Origin of the sequence: Kitasatospora sp. NPDC004723 (assembly GCF_040609255.1) — a bacterium.
Classification (GTDB): domain Bacteria; phylum Actinomycetota; class Actinomycetes; order Streptomycetales; family Streptomycetaceae; genus Kitasatospora.
In genome coordinates this window covers 1-14942 of the sequence record NZ_JBEXJT010000025.1, presented here as the reverse complement: position 1 = coordinate 14942, position 14942 = coordinate 1, and the positions used below count along the sequence as shown (strand labels likewise).

Sequence of the window (14942 nt, the reverse complement as noted above, 5' to 3'; positions counted from 1 at the left end):
TCCCCACCCACCCGAGGAGTCACGCATGACGTCGTCGCACACGCCCGAGCGGCCGCCGGCCCTCGTCCTGGTCGGCCACGGCATGGTCGGCCAGCGCTTCCTGGAGGCCTGGACCGAGCAGCCCGGCACCGGCCACTGGCGGGTCACCGTGCTCGCCGAGGAGCCGCGCCCCGCCTACGACCGCGTCCACCTCAGCTCCCTGTTCGACGGCCGCACCCCCGAGGACCTCGCGCTCTGCCCGCCCGGCTTCCTCGCCGAGCACGGCATCGAGCTGCGCCTCGGCGACCCGGTCACGGCCGTCGACCGCGCCGCCCGCACCGTCACCACCCGCTCCGGCACCGAACTGGGCTACGACGCCCTGGTCCTGGCCACCGGCTCGATCCCGTTCGTGCCGCCCGTCCCGGGCCGGGACGCCGCCGGCTGCCACGTCTACCGCACCGTCGAGGACCTCGACGCGATCCGGGCCGACGCCGCGCACGCGCTGGCCGACGGCGGCGGCACCGGCGTGGTGGTCGGCGGCGGCCTGCTCGGCCTGGAGGCGGCCGGCGCGCTGCGGGCGATGGGCCTGGCCACCCATGTGGTCGAGTTCGCGCCCCGGCTGATGGCCGTCCAGGTCGACGAGGGCGGTGGCGCCATGCTCCGGCGCAAGATCGAGGACCTCGGCGTCAGGGTCCACACCGACGCCGCCGCGAGCGGCATCGCCACCGGAGCGGACGGCGCGGTGCGCGGCCTCGCCCTCTCCGACGGCCGTGAACTCCCCGCCGACCTGGTGGTGTTCTCGGCCGGAGTCCGCCCCCGTGACCAACTCGCCCGCGACTGCGGCCTACCGGTCGGACCGCGCGGCGGCATCGTCGTCGACGAGCGCTGCCGCACCGAGGACCCCGCCGTGCTCGCGGTCGGCGAGTGCGCCCTGGCCGCCGACGGCCGGGTCTACGGACTGGTCGCCCCCGGCTACCAGATGGCCGAGACCGCCGCCCGCGAACTCGCCGGCCGCCCCGGCCCCGGCTTCACCGGCGCCGACACCTCCACCGAGCTCAAGCTGCTCGGCGTCGACGTCGCCAGCTTCGGCGACCCGCACGGCAGCGCCGAGGGCGCGCTCGACGTGCTCTACAGCGACAGCCGGCTCGGCGTCTACCGCAAGCTGGTGATCGGCTCCGACGGCGCCCTGCTCGGCGGTGTCCTGGTCGGCGACACCGACGCCTACGGCACCCTGCGCCCGCTGGCGAAGGCCGGCCGCCCGCTCACCGTCCCACCCGAACAGCTGGTGCTGCCCGCCGGGTTCGCCGCCGCCGGGCCGATCGCCCTGCCCGACGACGCGGTGCTCTGCTCCTGCCACAACGTGACCCAGGGCGCCGTGCGCGCCGCCGTCCGCGACCAGGGCTGCGACGGCGTCACCGCGGTCAAGAAGTGCACCCGGGCCGGCACCGGCTGCGGCAGCTGCCTCAAGCAGCTCACCACCGTCGTCACCGAGGAACTCGCCGCCACCGGCGCCGAGGTGCGGACCGGGCTGTGCGAGCACTTCGCCCGGACCCGCGCCGAGCTGTACGAGATCGTCCGGGCCACCGGCATCACCACCTTCTCCGAACTGGTCGACCGGCACGGCACCGGCGAGGGCTGCGACATCTGCAAGCCGACCGTCGCCTCCATCCTGGCCAGCCTCTCCAACGGCCACATCCTGGACGGCGAACAGGCCGCCCTGCAGGACTCCAACGACCACTTCCTGGCCAACCTCCAGCGCAACGGCTCCTACTCGGTGGTGCCCCGGGTGCCCGGCGGCGAGATCACCCCCGAGGGCCTGATCGTGATCGGCGAGGTGGCCCGCGACTTCGGCCTCTACACCAAGATCACCGGCGGTCAGCGGATCGACCTCTTCGGCGCCAGCGTCGACCAGCTCCCCGCCATCTGGGGACGGCTGGTCGAAGCGGGCTTCGAGTCCGGGCACGCCTACGGCAAGGCGCTGCGCACCGTGAAGTCCTGCGTCGGCGAGACCTGGTGCCGCTACGGCATGCAGGACTCCGTCGCCCTCGCCATCGAACTGGAGCTGCGCTACCGGGGGTTGCGCTCCCCGCACAAGATCAAGTCGGCGGTGTCCGGCTGCGCCCGCGAGTGCGCCGAGGCGCGGAGCAAGGACTTCGGGGTCATCGCCACCTCGGCCGGCTGGAACCTCTACGTCGCCGGGAACGGCGGCATGACGCCCCGTCATGCCGACCTGCTCGCCGCCGACCTGGACCGCGGGACGCTGATCCGCACCATCGACCGCTACCTGATGTTCTACATCCGCACCGCCGACCGGCTGGAACGCACCTCGGTCTGGCTGGAGCGGCTCGACGGCGGCCTCGCCCACCTGCGCGCCGTCGTCCTCGACGACGCCCTCGGCATCGGCGCCGAACTCGACGCCCTGATGGCCCGTCACATCGGCTCCTACCAGGACGAATGGGCCGCCACCCTGGCCGACCCGGAGCGGCTGCGCCGCTTCGCCTCCTTCGTCAACGCCCCCGGCACCCCCGACCCGGCCGTCACCTTCGTCCCCGAACGCGGCCAGATCCGCCCGGCCCGCCCCGACGAGGACGGCCACGTCCTGACCGCAACCGCCCCCGACGCCGCCCCCGTCCTGGTGGCCGGCCCCCGACTGGAGGTGCTCGCCCCGTGACCGTGGAGATCCACGACGGAACCCACTGGCAGCCCGTCTGCGCCCTCGCCGACCTGCAGCCCGGCCGCGGCGTCGCCGTCCTGCTGGCCGACCACCAGGTCGCCCTCTTCCGCGACCGCTCCGGCGCCCTGCACGCCGTCGACAACCGCGACCCGTTCAGCGGCGCGTACGTGCTCTCCCGCGGCCTGCTCGGCAGCCGCGGCGACCGGCCGACACTCGCCTCACCGATGTACAAGCAGGTCTTCGACCTCACCGACGGCCGCTGCCTGGACGAGGACACCGCCCCCGACGGCAGCCCCGCCGTGCTCCGCCTCTGGCCGGTGCGCACCACCGCGCCCGCCCCGTCGGAGGAACCCGCATGACCACCGTCACCGGTCCGGCGCCCACCGGGGCCGACCACTGGGACCCGGAGGACCGCGCCTTCTGGGAGCGCACCGGCGCCCGGACCGCGCGCCGCAACCTCACCATGTCCGTGGTCTGCGAGCACCTCGGCTTCTCGGTGTGGAGCCTGTGGTCCGTCCTGGTGCTGTTCCTCGGCCCCGGCTACCACGTCGACCCGGCCGGGAAGTTCACCCTCACCGCCCTGCCCACCGCCCTCGGCGCCCTGCTCCGCCTCCCGTACGCCTTCGCCCTCACCCGCTTCGGCGGGCGCACCTGGACGGTCGTCAGCGTGCTGCTCCTGCTGGTCCCGACCGCGCTCGCCGCCCTCGTCCTGACCCCCGGCGTCTCCTACGGGACCCTGCTCGCGGTCGCCTGCGCCGCCGGCGTCGGCGGTGGCGGCTTCGCCTCCTCGATGGCCAACATCAACGCCTTCTACCCGCACCGCCTCAAGGGCTGGGCGCTCGGCGTCAACGCGGGCGGCGGCAACCTCGGCGTCCCCGGCGTGCAACTCCTCGGCCTGCTCGTGCTCGCCACCGCCGGCGCCGAGCACCCCCGGCTGCTGCCGCTGCTCTACCCGCCGCTCGTGCTCGCCGCCGCCGCCCTCGCCCGGCGCCGGATGGACGACCTGCCGCCCGCCGCCCGGGGGTCCGTCGCCGCCGGCTCGCTGCGCGAAGTCGCCCGCGACCGGTACGGCTGGGCCGTCTCCGCCCTCTACATCGGCACCTTCGGCTCGTTCATCGGCTTCGGCTTCGCCTTCGGGCAGGTCCTCCAGACGCAGTTCCACGACCGCTTCGACACCCCCGTCAAGGCCGCCGCGCTCACCTTCCTCGGCCCGCTGCTCGGCTCCCTGCTGCGCCCCGTCGGCGGCCGGCTCGCCGACCGCTTCGGCGGCCCCCGGGTCACCCTGGCCGCGTTCGCCGCGATGGGCGCCGGCGCCGCCACCGTCCTGGTCGCCTCCCGGGCCGGCTCGCTGCCGCTCTTCCTGGCCGGCTTCATCGCCCTGTTCGTCCTCAGCGGCCTCGGCAACGGCTCGACGTACAAGATGATCCCCGCCCACTACGAGGCCCGCGCCCGCGCCGCCGTCGCCGCAGGCACCGACCCGGCCGCCGCCGCGGCCGCCGCCCGCCGCCGCACCTCGGCCCTGATCGGCCTGGCCGGCACCATCGGCGCCTTCGGCGGCGTCCTGGTCAACCTGGCCTTCCGCGAGTCCTTCGCCGCCGGTGGCAACGGCGACACCGCCTACCTGGTCTTCCTCGCCGCCTACGTCTGCTGCGCCGCCCTCACCTGGACCGTCTGGCTGCGCCCGGGCGCCCGCCGCTGACCGGCCGGACCACCGCCGGCCCCGGGCGCGACAGGCGTCCAGGGCCGGCGGCGGGCGGCTTCAGGAGTGCATCGTGCTGCCACAGGCGAAGGAGTTCAGCGGCAGGAACCCGTAGTCGCGGATGAGGAGCTGACCGCTGTCGCTTCGGCAGATCCACCCGTTGTAGCCGAAGATGCCGCGCAGTGCCCGGCCGTGGGCGTCCGCGGCCGTCCAGTCGGCCTTGCGCACCGCGTTGAAGAGCACGTAGGAGAAATCCGTCGCGGCGAAGGACGGATCGATGGTGTGGCTGGCCGCGTCCACCGGTCGCACGCCGTCGATCGCGCGGGGGACCAGCGTGCCGGGTTCGTCGCCCGGGCGGGTGTGGCCGCCGTAGGCCTGGCCGATGTAGTGGCCGACGGAGTAGGGGACGAGGGCGTTGGGGTTGTGCAGGATCGTGTCCGTGCCCTGGTTCTCCGATTGCACGTTCGTCACGCACGGTCCGGCCGCGTCGGGCCGGCCCCAGCGGCCCAGCACCTGCAGGAAGGTCCGCCGCAGGTCCGAGCCGGGCGCCGGCAGGACCGGCAGGATGGTCGCGTCCGGCAGCGCCGGGTCGATCTGCCGCCAGTTGGTGACGGAGCAGCCGTAGATGTCGTTCAGCTGGACGCGGCTGAGACTGGTGGGGGCGTTGCCGCCCGTCGGAGCGGCCCAGCTCACCGCGTCGATCGCCATCGCGACGAACAGGGTGGTGGTCGGGTCCTCGGTCTGCGGGGCGCGGTTGCTGCGGGCGAAGTCGACGGTCGCGGCGGAGAAGTTGTTCAGCGTCGTGATCCCGCTGTTGGTGCCGTTCGGGCGGGTGATCGGGGTCGCCCCGGTCTTGGTGGTGATCGTGGAGGTGCCGGTGGAGTCCCAGCTGTAGAGGCGGGGCGAGGTGGTGTCCCCGGCGGCGGCGAGCGAGGCGTTGTACTCGGTGGAGAACCGGTTGAACAGCTGTTCCGTGACCGGCGCCCCCACACCGACGATGTCGGTGGCGGCGGGCTGGGGCGGGTCGGCGAGGGCGGGGGTGGTGGTGAGAGCGAGCGCGGAGGCGAGGGCGAGGGCCGAGGCGGCCCGGGCGGCGAGGCGGCGCATGGCGTGGACTCCCGTTCGGTGCGGTGGGCGGAGGGCGGTTCAGTTGTGCACGATCGAGCCGCAGGCGAAGGAGCTCAGCGGCAGGAAGCCGTAGCTGCGGGTGAGGGGCACGCCGCCGTTGGACCGGCAGATCCAGCCGGTCGAGCCGAAGATGCCGCGCAGGGCCGCACCGCGTGCGTCGGTGGCGTTCCACTCGGCGTCGCGGACCACGTTGTAGAGGATGCGACCGAACGCGCCGGACGCGAAGACGGGGCGGATGTTCGGACCGGACGGGTCCACCGGTGCGATCCCGCTGATGCCGCGCACGGTGAGTGCGCCCGGTTCGTCGCCGGGGCGGGTGTGGCCCCCGTAGGCCTGGCCGATGTAGTGGCCGACGGAGTAGGGGACGATCGCGTTGGGGTCGTGCAGGAGCGCGTCCGCGCCCTGGTTCTCCTGGAACACCCGGCGGACGCAGGGACCGTAGTCGAAGGGCGCGCCCTCGGCGGCCGCGCGCAGGAAGAAGTCGGAGGTGTCCGAGAGCGCTCCCCACGGGGTGGCGAGCACGGGGACGATGGTGGCGTCGGGCAGGGCCGGGTCGATCTGCCGCCAGTTGGTGATGGAGCAGCCGTAGATGAGCCGCAGTTCGTAGGGGGTGAGACTCGCCGGGGCGTTCCCGCCGGCCGGGGCCGCCCAGGAGACCGCGTCCCTGGCCATGGCGACGAACAGGTGGGTGGGGATGTCGGAGAACCTCGGGCCGCGGGTGGAGCGGGCGAAGTCGACGGTGCTCCTGGTGGTGATGTTCAACGCGACGATTCCGCTGCTGGAACCGTCCGGGCGGCCGATCGGGGTCGCGCCGGTCTTGGTGGTGATCGTGGAGGTGCCGGTGGAGTCCCAGCTGTAGAGGCGGGGCGAGGTGGTGTCCCCGGCGGCGGCGAGGGACGCGTTGTACTCGGTGGAGAACCGGTTGAACAGGCTCTCGGTGGCGCCCGCGCCGACGCCCACGATGTCGGTGGCGGCGGGCTGGGGCGGGTCGGCGAGGGCGGGGGTGGTGAGCGTGAGCGCCAGCGCGGAGGCGAGGGCGAGGGCCGAGGCGGCCCGGGCGGCGAGGCGGAGCATGAGGCGAACTCCCGGTCAGGGGACGGGCGGAGGGGTGCACCGGCATCCTCGGGCGCGTCCACCCGGCCGTGAAACCCCCAGCAACCTGGGATCCCCGGCGTCCTCGCAGGTCACCACAGCCTCGTCCGGACCCCGCCGCCACCTGTTCTTCCACCGGTGGCCCCCCGGCCACCGTCCCGCCGGGCACGCCCGGACCGGACCGGGCCGGTGGAGCACCGACGAGCCCGTCCGGCGGCGAACGCCCAGGTTGCTAGGGTCGGGGCATGGCAGCGAGCAGGACGAACGGCACCGGCGGCGGCCCCACCGGGGCGAACCCCCCGGCGCGGTTGCGGCGCGACGCGCAGCGCAACCGCGACCTGCTGCTCGCCACCGCCCGTGACCTCTTCGCCGCGCACGGGCTGGACGTGCCGCTCGACCAGATCGCCAAGGAGGCGGGCGTCGGCAACGCCACGCTCTACCGGCACTTCCCGACCCGCGAGGCACTGATCGGCGAGGTCTTCGCGGACGCCGCCCACCTGCTCGACGAGGCCGGGGCCGAGGCGCTCGCCACCGAGGACGCCTGGAGCGCCGTCGAACGCTACTTCGCGCGGATCTTCGAACTGGTCGCCGCCGACCGCGGCATCAACGACCTGGTCACCCAGGCCATCCCGGCCGTCCCCGGGATGATCGAGATCAGCCGCCGCAACGCCGTGACGGTCGGCGCGCTGGTCGCCCGCGCGCAGGAGCAGGGCACCATGCGCACCGACGTCGTCACCATGGACCTGCTGTTCATGCTCGGCCCGCTCTGCCGCGCCCTGCCCGCCGCCGCCGACCTGCGCCCCGACCTGTGGCGCCGCTACCTCGCCCTGCTGCTCGACGGCTTCCGCACCCGCGCCACCCACCCGCTGCCCGTCCCGCCGATCGGCGAGGAGCACCTGGACCGGATGTTCGCCGACCTCTGGGAGGCCGACGGGCCGGCCGGCGGGCCGGGCACCGGGCCGGGCACCGCCTGACCGGGGTCCACCGCGCGTCAGGAACCCGTACGGACCGGGCCCGTGCGCGTCAGAGCTCCGTCAACGAACCGCCCGCCCCCCTCCGCCACGGCTTGGCTGGACCCGACGACACCAGCCACCACCCGTGAGGACGGACAGCACCATGGCGGACGAGCCGACAGACCTCCCCGGCACACCCCGTTGCCCCGAGGACGACGGCCGAGGCCGCGTCGTCGTCGGCGTCAGCGGCTCGCTCGGCAGCCTCGCCGCCCTGCACCGCGCCGTCGCCGAGGCCCGCCGCCTCGACGCCGAGGTCCTCGCCGTGCACTGCTGGACCCCGGTCGGCGGCGAGTTCGGCTACCGCCGCTCACCCTGCCCGCCGCTGCTGACCGCCTGCCGCGACGCCGCCGCCACCCGGCTGCACGACGCCCTCGACCAGGCCTTCGCCGGCGCCGGGACGGGCGTCCGGCTGCGGGCCGTCGCCGTCCGCGGCGAGACCGGGCAGGCCCTGGTCCGCTGCGCCGACCGGCCGGACGACCTGCTCGTGCTCGGCGCGGGCGGGCGGGGCGCCCTCGCCCGCGTCCTGCACCCGTCGATCACCGCCTACTGCACGAGGCACGCCACCTGCCCGGTCCTCGCCGTCCCCAAACCGCCGCTCCAGCGCGAACTGGAGGCCCTGCGGCGCCACCCCGCTACCCGCCTGACGGTGACGGCGTGACCGCCCGCCTCAGCCCTCCGGCGGCGCTCGCCGTCGCCCTCACCGCCTCCGCCGCGCTGCTCCCCGTCCTCGCCGTCCTCGGCGAACTCCGCCCCACCTGGGTGGCCCTCACCGCCTACACCGCCCTCGCCGCCGCCGTCGGCCGCCACTCCCACCCGTCGGCCGCCCCGCTGATCGGCCTCGCCGGCTGGCTCTTCCACAACGGCTTCGTCGAACACCGCCACGGCACCCTCACCCTCACCGAACCCGCCGCCGAAGCCGCCCACCTCCTGCTCCTCACCACCGCCGCCCTCGCCCTCGCGCTGGGCGCCGCAGCCCGGCGCGGACCTCGCCGCGACCGCTCGGTTCCCCGGCGCCACGGGCGGGTGACGGTCGATCCGAAGCCCGGGCGGGTTTCCCCATGATGTGTCAACTCGACGACGCTCACATGAGGATGGGGACTCGGTGTTCGAGCAGCGCAAGGACGCGGACACGACCGTCGGTGCGGCGGGGGAGGGTGTTCACACCCTCGACTTCCTGATCTCGATCGACGACACCGGGCAGTCGTCCACGGTCGGCGAGAAGAGCCTGTTCGGCCGTCGGGACGGCACGGCGGGCGAGGCCTCGGTCCGCAGCATCCCGGTCGAGGTCCTCCGGGCCAACCTCCAGCGCACCGTCGACGGTCTCCAGGCCGTGCTCGGCGAGATCCGGGTCCCGGACGGCGGCATGCCGCTCAAGCAGGCCTAGATCGCGTTCGAGGTCACCGCGAGCGGGGGCGTCACCCTGGTCGGCACCTCGGCCCAGGTGGCGGCGAAGGGCGCCATCACGCTGACCTTCGGTTCCTGACCGGGCGGCCCGCTGCGCACACGATGAACGGATCCTTCCGGGCCCTGCTGATCGGCGTGCCCGAGTACCGCGACGCGGCGATCCCCGATCTGCCCTTCGTCACCGACGACATGGCCGAACTGGCGGGCGCACTGACCTCGGCCGGCTACGACGTGGCCGTCCACGAGCCCGGCGAGACGGACCGGGAGAGCATCGACGCGGCGATCGAGGGCTTCTTCCAGAGCGCGGCGGAGGGGGACACCCTCCTGCTGTGCCTGAGCGGACACGGAGTCCACCACGGCGACGTGGACTACCTCGTGCCCAAGGGAGCCCGCACGAGCGCCCACGACTTCCCCGGCAAGTGCCTGTCCCTCGACTTCGGCCCCTACGTCGAGCGGAGCCTCGCCGGTGACGTGGTGGTCTTCGTCGACGCCTGCCGGGAGGGCATCACGCTCAAGGAGATGTCCGTCACCAACGCCCACCGCTGGTCCGAAACGGACGTGAAGCGGATCGGCGAGCGGCACTACGGCTACGTCTACGCCTGCTCGAAGGGGGAGTCGGCGCAGTTCTTCTCGGACGAGGGCACGGCGTTCAGCTGAGGACCAGGTGATCCTCCGGACCGAGGAGGACGGCTGGCACACCCGGCCGTCGTCGCCGCGCGGCTGGAGGCGCTCGGTTTCACCCTCGCCACCGGGGTCCGCTACACGAGGCCCGACGGTGCGCGGGAGGGCCGGCGTCCCGACGAGCCCGCGCGGTCGGGGCAGGTGCTCTGACCTGGTAGTGTTCTTCCTGTCGCGAGGGAGATGATTCCTCGTCAGGCGTCAGTGGTGCTACCAGAGCACGTCCCACTTTCAGTGGGGAGAGTCCGTGCGACCCGGGCCTGGCGCTCCGAGCCGGAGGGGCCCGGCACCTGTTCGTTCAGGTGCCGGGCCCCTCCGCTTTTCCTTCCCTCCGTCAGCGGAGCGCGCCGAGGACGGCCTCCGGGTCGGTGGGCGACAGCGGGGCGGCGTCGGGTGAGCCGGCGGCTCCGGTGGCGGCCTTGGCGGTCGGCGGCGGGGTCACGTAGACCGGGTCGGGTTCGGCGCCGGCGGCGCAGGTCTTGGCGATCCGGCCCTTGCCGCTCGGCAGGCTGCCGTCGCGGAGGTAGGCGGTGAAGGTGTCGTCCAGACAGGCGTTGCCGCGGAACAGGATCCCGTGGAAGCTGCCGCCGTCCTGGACGACGAGCTTGGCATTGGGCAGTGCGTCGCGCATGGCGAGCCCGCCCTCGTACGGGGTGGCGCCGTCCTCGGTGGACTGAAAGAGCAGGGCGGGCGGCAGGCCCTTCCCGGTGATCTTCAGCCGGCCGGCCCGGTTGCCCTCGTGCGGCCAGAACATGCAGGCGGCGTTGTACCACATGTTGTTGTACGTGTAGAAGGGCGCGACGGCGTTGACCTCGGCCTGGTCCTTCTTCCAGTACTCCCAGTCGCGGGGCCAGGCGTTCTCGTTGCACTGGACGGCGTTGTACGCGGGGAAGGAGCCGTCGTTCCCGCTGGGCGCCGCGTAGCGGTTGTAGGCGATGGCGAGCGGCCGGGTGTCCTGCCGGGTCACGTACGCGGAGATCACCGTGGCCATCCGGGGCCAGCGCAGGAAGTTGTAGCCGCCGCCGTAGAAGGTGTCCTCGAACTCGGCCGGCCCGATCTTCCCGGGGGCCGGGGCGGCGTCCAGCGGGTCGGTCCGCAGGGCGGCCTCGACCTGGTCGTAGGCGCGCTTCACATCGGCCGGGTCGGTGCCGAGGTGGTAGACGGAGTCGGCCTTGGCGGTCCAGGCCGCGAAGGCGTCGAAGCGGCGCTGGTGCTCCTTGTCCTGGAGCTTGTTGTGCTCGTACCAGGAGATGGTGGGCCCGACGATGCTGTCGTAGACCATTCGGCGCACCCGCGAGGGGAACAGCTGCCCGTAGGTCGAGCCGAGCGTGGTGCCCCAGGAGGCGCCGTAGAAGTTGATCTTCGGCTCGCCGAGTGCCCGCCGGATGCTGTCCATGTCCCGCGCGCTGTCGACGGTGGTCATGTGCGGGAGCAGCCAGGACCACTCCGCGGCGCAGTCGGAGGCGTAGCCGGCGGCCTTCTTCAGCCAGGCCTTCGCGGTGCCCTGGCTCAGCTGGTAGTCGGGGCGCTCGGCCTCGAAGTAGTGGGCGTCGCAGAGGACATGGGGCTCACTGCCGTTGGTGCCGCGCGGGTCGAAGCCGATCCAGTCGTAGGTCGAGGCGACGTCGGCCGGGATCTGCCCGGCGATGGAGACGGGCATCCAGAGTCCGGAGCCCCCGGGGCCGCCGGGGTTGAGCAGGATCGGCCCCTGGCGCTTCTCCTTCGGCGCGGTGGCCGGGAGGCGGTTCAGCTTGATCTTGATCTTGCGCCCGCGCGGGTCGGAGTAGTCCACCGGCACGTCGAGCATCGCGCACTGGAGCGCGGGTGTGGCCGGATCCCCGCAGGAGCTCCAGGCCAGCGTTCCCTGCCCGGTGTCGGCCAGCACGCTCTCGGCGTCGATCCCTCCGGTCCCGGGTTCGGCCCCGACGGCGACGGCGCCGCCGAGCACGGCGATGGCGGTGGCGGTGGACAGTAAGGTGATGATTTTTCTCATGGGAAGCATGATGTGATATGTGCAATGTCACATCCATTCAACTGACGTGACGTTATGAAGCTGTGACGACAGTGGGGTTCGGTGGCGGCGACCGTTCGTGGTCCGGCGCACCCGCTCCGGCCTGGTAGTGTTCCTCCTGTCGCGAGGGAGATGATCTCTCGTCAGGCGTCAGTGGTGCTACCAGAGCACGTCCCACTCTCAGTGGGGAGAGTCCGTGCGACCCGGGCCTGGCGCTCCAGGATCGAACGGGCCCGGTACCTGAATTCACAGGTGCCGGGCCCGTTCGCATGTCACCCGGGGTTTTCCCGCGGTTCGGGCAGGTGTTCCGAGCTGGTAGTGTTCTTCCTGTCGCGAGGGAGATGATTCCTCGTCAGGCGTCAGTGGTGCTACCAGAGCACGTCCCACTTTCAGTGGGGAGAGTCCGTGCGACCCGGGCCTGGCGCTCCAAGGTCGGAAGGGTCCGGTACCTGTTCGTTCAGGTGCCGGACCCTTCCGCGTATTACGGGACCGGGCGGTCGGAGCCGAGTTCGCGGGAGATGCGCAGGCCGACCTGGGCGACGATCGGGCCGAGGGCGCGGACGCGGGCGGCGGTCATCCGGGAGGTGAGGCCGGAGACCGAGAGCGCGGCGGTCACCTCGCCGGTGTGGTCGAAGATCGGGGCGGCGACGCAGCGGACCTCGGGCTCGTTCTCGCGGTCGTCGATGGAGTAGCCGCGGGCGCGGATGCGGGCGAGGTCGGCACGCAGATGGGTCTCGTCGGAGATGGTCCACGCGGTGACCGGGCGCAGGCCGGCGGCGACGACCTCGGTGACCGCCTCCTCGGGGAGCCAGGCGAGGATCGCCTTCCCCGTCGCGGTGCAGTAGGCCGGGGCCCGGCTGCCGACCCGGGAGGCCATCCGGACGTTGGTCTCGTCCTCGACCTTGTCCAGGTAGACGATGCCCGGCGCCTGCCAGACGGTGAGGTGGACGGTCTCGCCGGCCTCGCGCTGGAGGCGGCGCAGGTGTTCGGCGGCGACGCTGCGCAGGTCGAGGGTGGTGAGGTAGGCCTGGCCGAGCCGCAGCGAGCCGTGGCCGAGCCGGAACCAGCCGGTCTCCCGGTCGCGGTCGAGCAGGTGCTCGTCCAGCAGCGGGCCGGTCAGCCGCAGCACGGTCGACTTGTTGAGGTCGAGCGCCTCGGCGAGCTGGGCGAGCGGGACGCCGCGCCCGTCGCCGTGGTCGCGGACGTAGCCGAGGACGGACAGCGCCCGGCGCAGCGAGGAGGACTGGTTGCGCTCGCCCGCCGCCTTCTTCGGTTTCGCGGTGGTGGAGGTGGCCGAGCTGGCCTCCTGCTCCGTCATCGGTCCGGTTCCCCTCTCGTTCCGCCGCCGGACGGCAGCGGTTGTCGAACCGTACCCCGTTCGGGGGTGGCCGCCGCTTTTTCGATACAGCGTTGTGCAGTGCAAAACTTCGCGAACCGGGTCTTGTTGGGCGCGAGCGCCCGCGCCTAACGTCCCTGGCATCGAGCAGGCGACGCAGCCCACCCGAGCGGTCGCTCTGCCGTACCCGCGTAGCACCACCCCCACATCCACGCGTTCACGTACGCACCCATCACCGGCCCCGGTCAGGGCCTGCTTCGACGTGCCCGTCCCCAGCGGCGCACGTCTCGGCGGCAGCTGTCGGGAGGGGAGGCTCCACACCCATGCGCATCGTCAGACGGACCACCGCGGCCGCCGTTCTCGCCGCCACCTGCCTCGCTGCCGCCGCCTGCTCGCCCGGCACCGCCGTGCCGGCCGGCGACAAGGCCGCCGACGACAAGACCGGCACGCTGCAGGTCTGGCTGTACAACGAGGCCGGCAACGCCGCGAAGGAGGCGGTGATCAGCAAGGCGGTCACCGAGTTCCAGGCCTCCCACCAGGGCGTCACCGTCAACGTCAGTTACATCGACACCGACGCCTCGGCCCGTGCGGCCAAGATGAAGGGCGCGTTCAACGACCCGAACAGCGCCCCGGACCTGGTCGAGTTCGGCAACACCGACCTGCCCGGCTACGTCGCGGCCGGCGGTCTCGCCGAGATCGGCGCCGACCTCGACAAGTGGAAGGACAAGGGCGACCTCGACCCGGCGATCGCCGCGACCGCCGTGCTCGACGGCAAGACCTACGGCCTGCCGTGGTGGGTCGGCGTGCGCGCGCTGTACTACCGCACCGACATGTTCACCGAGGCGGGCCTGGCCGCGCCGACCTCCTACGCCGACCTGGTCGCCGCCACCGAGAAGATCCACTCCGCGCACCCGGACACCTTCGGCATCGCCGTCGGCGGCAAGTACACCTTCGGCGCGCTGCCCTTCGTCTGGGACGCGGGCGGCGACATCGCCGTCAAGGAGGGCGACAAGTACAAGGCGGCGATCAGCTCGCCCGCCTCGCAGGCCGGCCTCAAGCGCTACACGGACCTGTTCAACGAGAACGGCTGCCCGGTCCAGCAGTGCGCCGACCTCACCGGCGGCAAGACCGTCGACCTCTTCGCGGCCGGCAAGGCGGCGATGGCGATCCTGCCGAACTCCAGCCGCAGCAAGGTGGACGCGGGCGCGGCCAAGGACAAGTACGCGGTCGTCCCGCTGCCCGGCGAGAAGGCCGGCTCGATCGCCCCGGCGTTCGCCGGCGGCAACAACCTCGGCGTGATGAAGGCGGCCAAGCACCGCACCCTGGCCGTGGAGTTCGCCGAGCTGCTGGCGAGCCCGGCGTACCAGGAGCAGATGTACGACGCCATGGGCAACCTGCCGACGCTGAAGTCGGTCAACACCAAGGTCGCCGCCAAGGACGCGTTCCTGAAGCCCTTCACCGACACCATCGCGGCCGGCACCAAGTTCGTGCCGCTGGACCAGGCCTGGGCGCAGATCGACGCGCAGGCCGTCATCCCGACGATGCTCCAGCAGGTCGTCACGGGCAAGGCGGACGTCGCGAAGGCCTCGGGCGACGCCGCCACCCAGATCACCTCGGCCTTCGCCGCCCACTGAGCGAAGGCCCAGCAGGTCCAGGTCGACAGCCCAGGCCGGCTGAACCCGGGTCCGGCGGTGGCTCCCCGCCGCCGGACCCGGGCCCGCCGGGCATCCAGAGAGCAGGTCCCGTACGTGTCCGCATCCACCACGACCGCCCCGGCGGCGCCGCCTTCCCCGAGCGGGTGGCGCCGGGGCAGGGCGTCGGCCGCGCCCCCCCCCCCCCCCCGGCCCACCCCCCGCCGGGTCCTGCAGGCCGCCCCCGGCCAAAAAATCACCCCGGTGGCCAACCCCGCCAAACACCTCACCCAGCAC

Annotated in this window: 14 protein-coding genes; 9 read left to right on the top strand and 5 right to left on the bottom strand. The window is 73.2% G+C overall.

Annotation, left to right across the window (positions count from 1 at the left end):
* Positions 1-25 precede the first annotated feature (25 nt).
* Genes nirB through ABZW10_RS22955 form a run of 3 tightly spaced genes read left to right on the top strand, consistent with a single transcriptional unit; the run spans position 26 to position 4352 of the window.
* Positions 26-2650 carry a nitrite reductase large subunit NirB gene (gene nirB, locus ABZW10_RS22965; protein WP_355368870.1) on the top strand — a complete coding sequence of 875 codons (2625 nt, stop codon included), beginning with the start codon at positions 26-28 and terminating at the stop codon, positions 2648-2650.
* A gap of 2 nt (positions 2651-2652) precedes the next feature.
* On the top strand, positions 2653-3012 hold the full coding sequence (nirD, locus tag ABZW10_RS22960) for a nitrite reductase small subunit NirD (RefSeq protein ID WP_355369021.1): 360 nt from the start codon (positions 2653-2655) through the stop codon (positions 3010-3012).
* Positions 3009-4352 (top strand): MFS transporter, encoded by a 1344-nt coding sequence (locus tag ABZW10_RS22955; protein WP_355368868.1) that lies wholly within the window; start codon positions 3009-3011, stop codon positions 4350-4352. The genes nirD and ABZW10_RS22955 overlap by 4 nt, the downstream gene beginning before the upstream one ends.
* 60 nt (positions 4353-4412) lie before the next feature.
* Here the strand turns inward: ABZW10_RS22955 and ABZW10_RS22950 are convergent, their stop codons facing one another.
* Positions 4413-5459, bottom strand: a complete 1047-nt coding sequence (locus ABZW10_RS22950; RefSeq protein WP_355368866.1) for a substrate-binding domain-containing protein — start codon at positions 5457-5459, stop codon at positions 4413-4415.
* A gap of 39 nt (positions 5460-5498) precedes the next feature.
* A complete protein-coding gene (locus ABZW10_RS22945; protein WP_355368864.1) occupies positions 5499-6554 on the bottom strand; it encodes a hypothetical protein in 1056 nt (351 codons plus the stop codon).
* A gap of 263 nt (positions 6555-6817) precedes the next feature.
* Here ABZW10_RS22945 and ABZW10_RS22940 point away from each other — a divergent pair, with 263 nt between their 5' ends.
* The 4 genes from ABZW10_RS22940 to ABZW10_RS22925 all read left to right on the top strand — a co-directional run bounded on the left by ABZW10_RS22940 (position 6818) and on the right by ABZW10_RS22925 (position 8969).
* Positions 6818-7546, top strand: coding sequence for a helix-turn-helix domain-containing protein (locus ABZW10_RS22940; protein ID WP_355368862.1), 729 nt, complete (start codon positions 6818-6820; stop codon positions 7544-7546).
* Positions 7547-7670: 124 nt separating this feature from the next.
* On the top strand, positions 7671-8243 hold the full coding sequence (locus ABZW10_RS22935) for a universal stress protein (protein WP_355368860.1): 573 nt from the start codon (positions 7671-7673) through the stop codon (positions 8241-8243).
* Entirely contained in the window at positions 8240-8647 is a 408-nt protein-coding gene (locus ABZW10_RS22930; protein ID WP_355368858.1) for a hypothetical protein, read from the top strand. Before ABZW10_RS22935 ends, ABZW10_RS22930 begins: the two co-directional genes overlap by 4 nt.
* A gap of 40 nt (positions 8648-8687) precedes the next feature.
* Positions 8688-8969, top strand: coding sequence for a hypothetical protein (locus ABZW10_RS22925; RefSeq protein WP_355368856.1), 282 nt, complete (start codon positions 8688-8690; stop codon positions 8967-8969).
* On the opposite strand, the gene ABZW10_RS22920 is transcribed toward ABZW10_RS22925, so the two are convergent.
* On the bottom strand, positions 8966-9088 hold the full coding sequence (locus ABZW10_RS22920) for a hypothetical protein (protein WP_355368854.1): 123 nt from the start codon (positions 9086-9088) through the stop codon (positions 8966-8968). The genes ABZW10_RS22925 and ABZW10_RS22920 overlap by 4 nt on opposite strands.
* 3 nt (positions 9089-9091) lie before the next feature.
* On the opposite strand from ABZW10_RS22920, the gene ABZW10_RS22915 reads away from it, so the two are divergent.
* Entirely contained in the window at positions 9092-9646 is a 555-nt protein-coding gene (locus tag ABZW10_RS22915) for a caspase family protein (protein WP_355368852.1), read from the top strand.
* A 355-nt stretch (positions 9647-10001) separates the two neighbouring features.
* On the opposite strand, the gene ABZW10_RS22910 is transcribed toward ABZW10_RS22915, so the two are convergent.
* Entirely contained in the window at positions 10002-11660 is a 1659-nt protein-coding gene (locus tag ABZW10_RS22910; protein ID WP_355368850.1) for an alpha/beta hydrolase, read from the bottom strand.
* A 499-nt stretch (positions 11661-12159) separates the two neighbouring features.
* Entirely contained in the window at positions 12160-12996 is an 837-nt protein-coding gene (locus ABZW10_RS22905) for an IclR family transcriptional regulator (RefSeq protein ID WP_355368848.1), read from the bottom strand.
* 341 nt (positions 12997-13337) lie between these two features.
* Between ABZW10_RS22905 and ABZW10_RS22900 the strand changes: the two genes are divergently transcribed.
* On the top strand, positions 13338-14648 hold the full coding sequence (locus tag ABZW10_RS22900) for an extracellular solute-binding protein (RefSeq protein WP_355368846.1): 1311 nt from the start codon (positions 13338-13340) through the stop codon (positions 14646-14648).
* Positions 14649-14942: the final 294 nt, after the last annotated feature.

Coding starts and splice junctions, on each gene's coding strand:
- ABZW10_RS22905 (WP_355368848.1), bottom strand. CDS start 12,996: ATGACGGAGCAGGAGGCCAGCTCGGCCACCTCCACCACCGCGAAACCG.
- ABZW10_RS22950 (WP_355368866.1), bottom strand. CDS start 5,459: ATGCGCCGCCTCGCCGCCCGGGCCGCCTCGGCCCTCGCCCTCGCCTCC.
- ABZW10_RS22900 (WP_355368846.1), top strand. CDS start 13,338: ATGCGCATCGTCAGACGGACCACCGCGGCCGCCGTTCTCGCCGCCACC.
- ABZW10_RS22945 (WP_355368864.1), bottom strand. CDS start 6,554: ATGCTCCGCCTCGCCGCCCGGGCCGCCTCGGCCCTCGCCCTCGCCTCC.
- ABZW10_RS22910 (WP_355368850.1), bottom strand. CDS start 11,660: ATGAGAAAAATCATCACCTTACTGTCCACCGCCACCGCCATCGCCGTG.
- ABZW10_RS22915 (WP_355368852.1), top strand. CDS start 9,092: ATGAACGGATCCTTCCGGGCCCTGCTGATCGGCGTGCCCGAGTACCGC.
- ABZW10_RS22955 (WP_355368868.1), top strand. CDS start 3,009: ATGACCACCGTCACCGGTCCGGCGCCCACCGGGGCCGACCACTGGGAC.
- nirB (WP_355368870.1), top strand. CDS start 26: ATGACGTCGTCGCACACGCCCGAGCGGCCGCCGGCCCTCGTCCTGGTC.
- ABZW10_RS22940 (WP_355368862.1), top strand. CDS start 6,818: ATGGCAGCGAGCAGGACGAACGGCACCGGCGGCGGCCCCACCGGGGCG.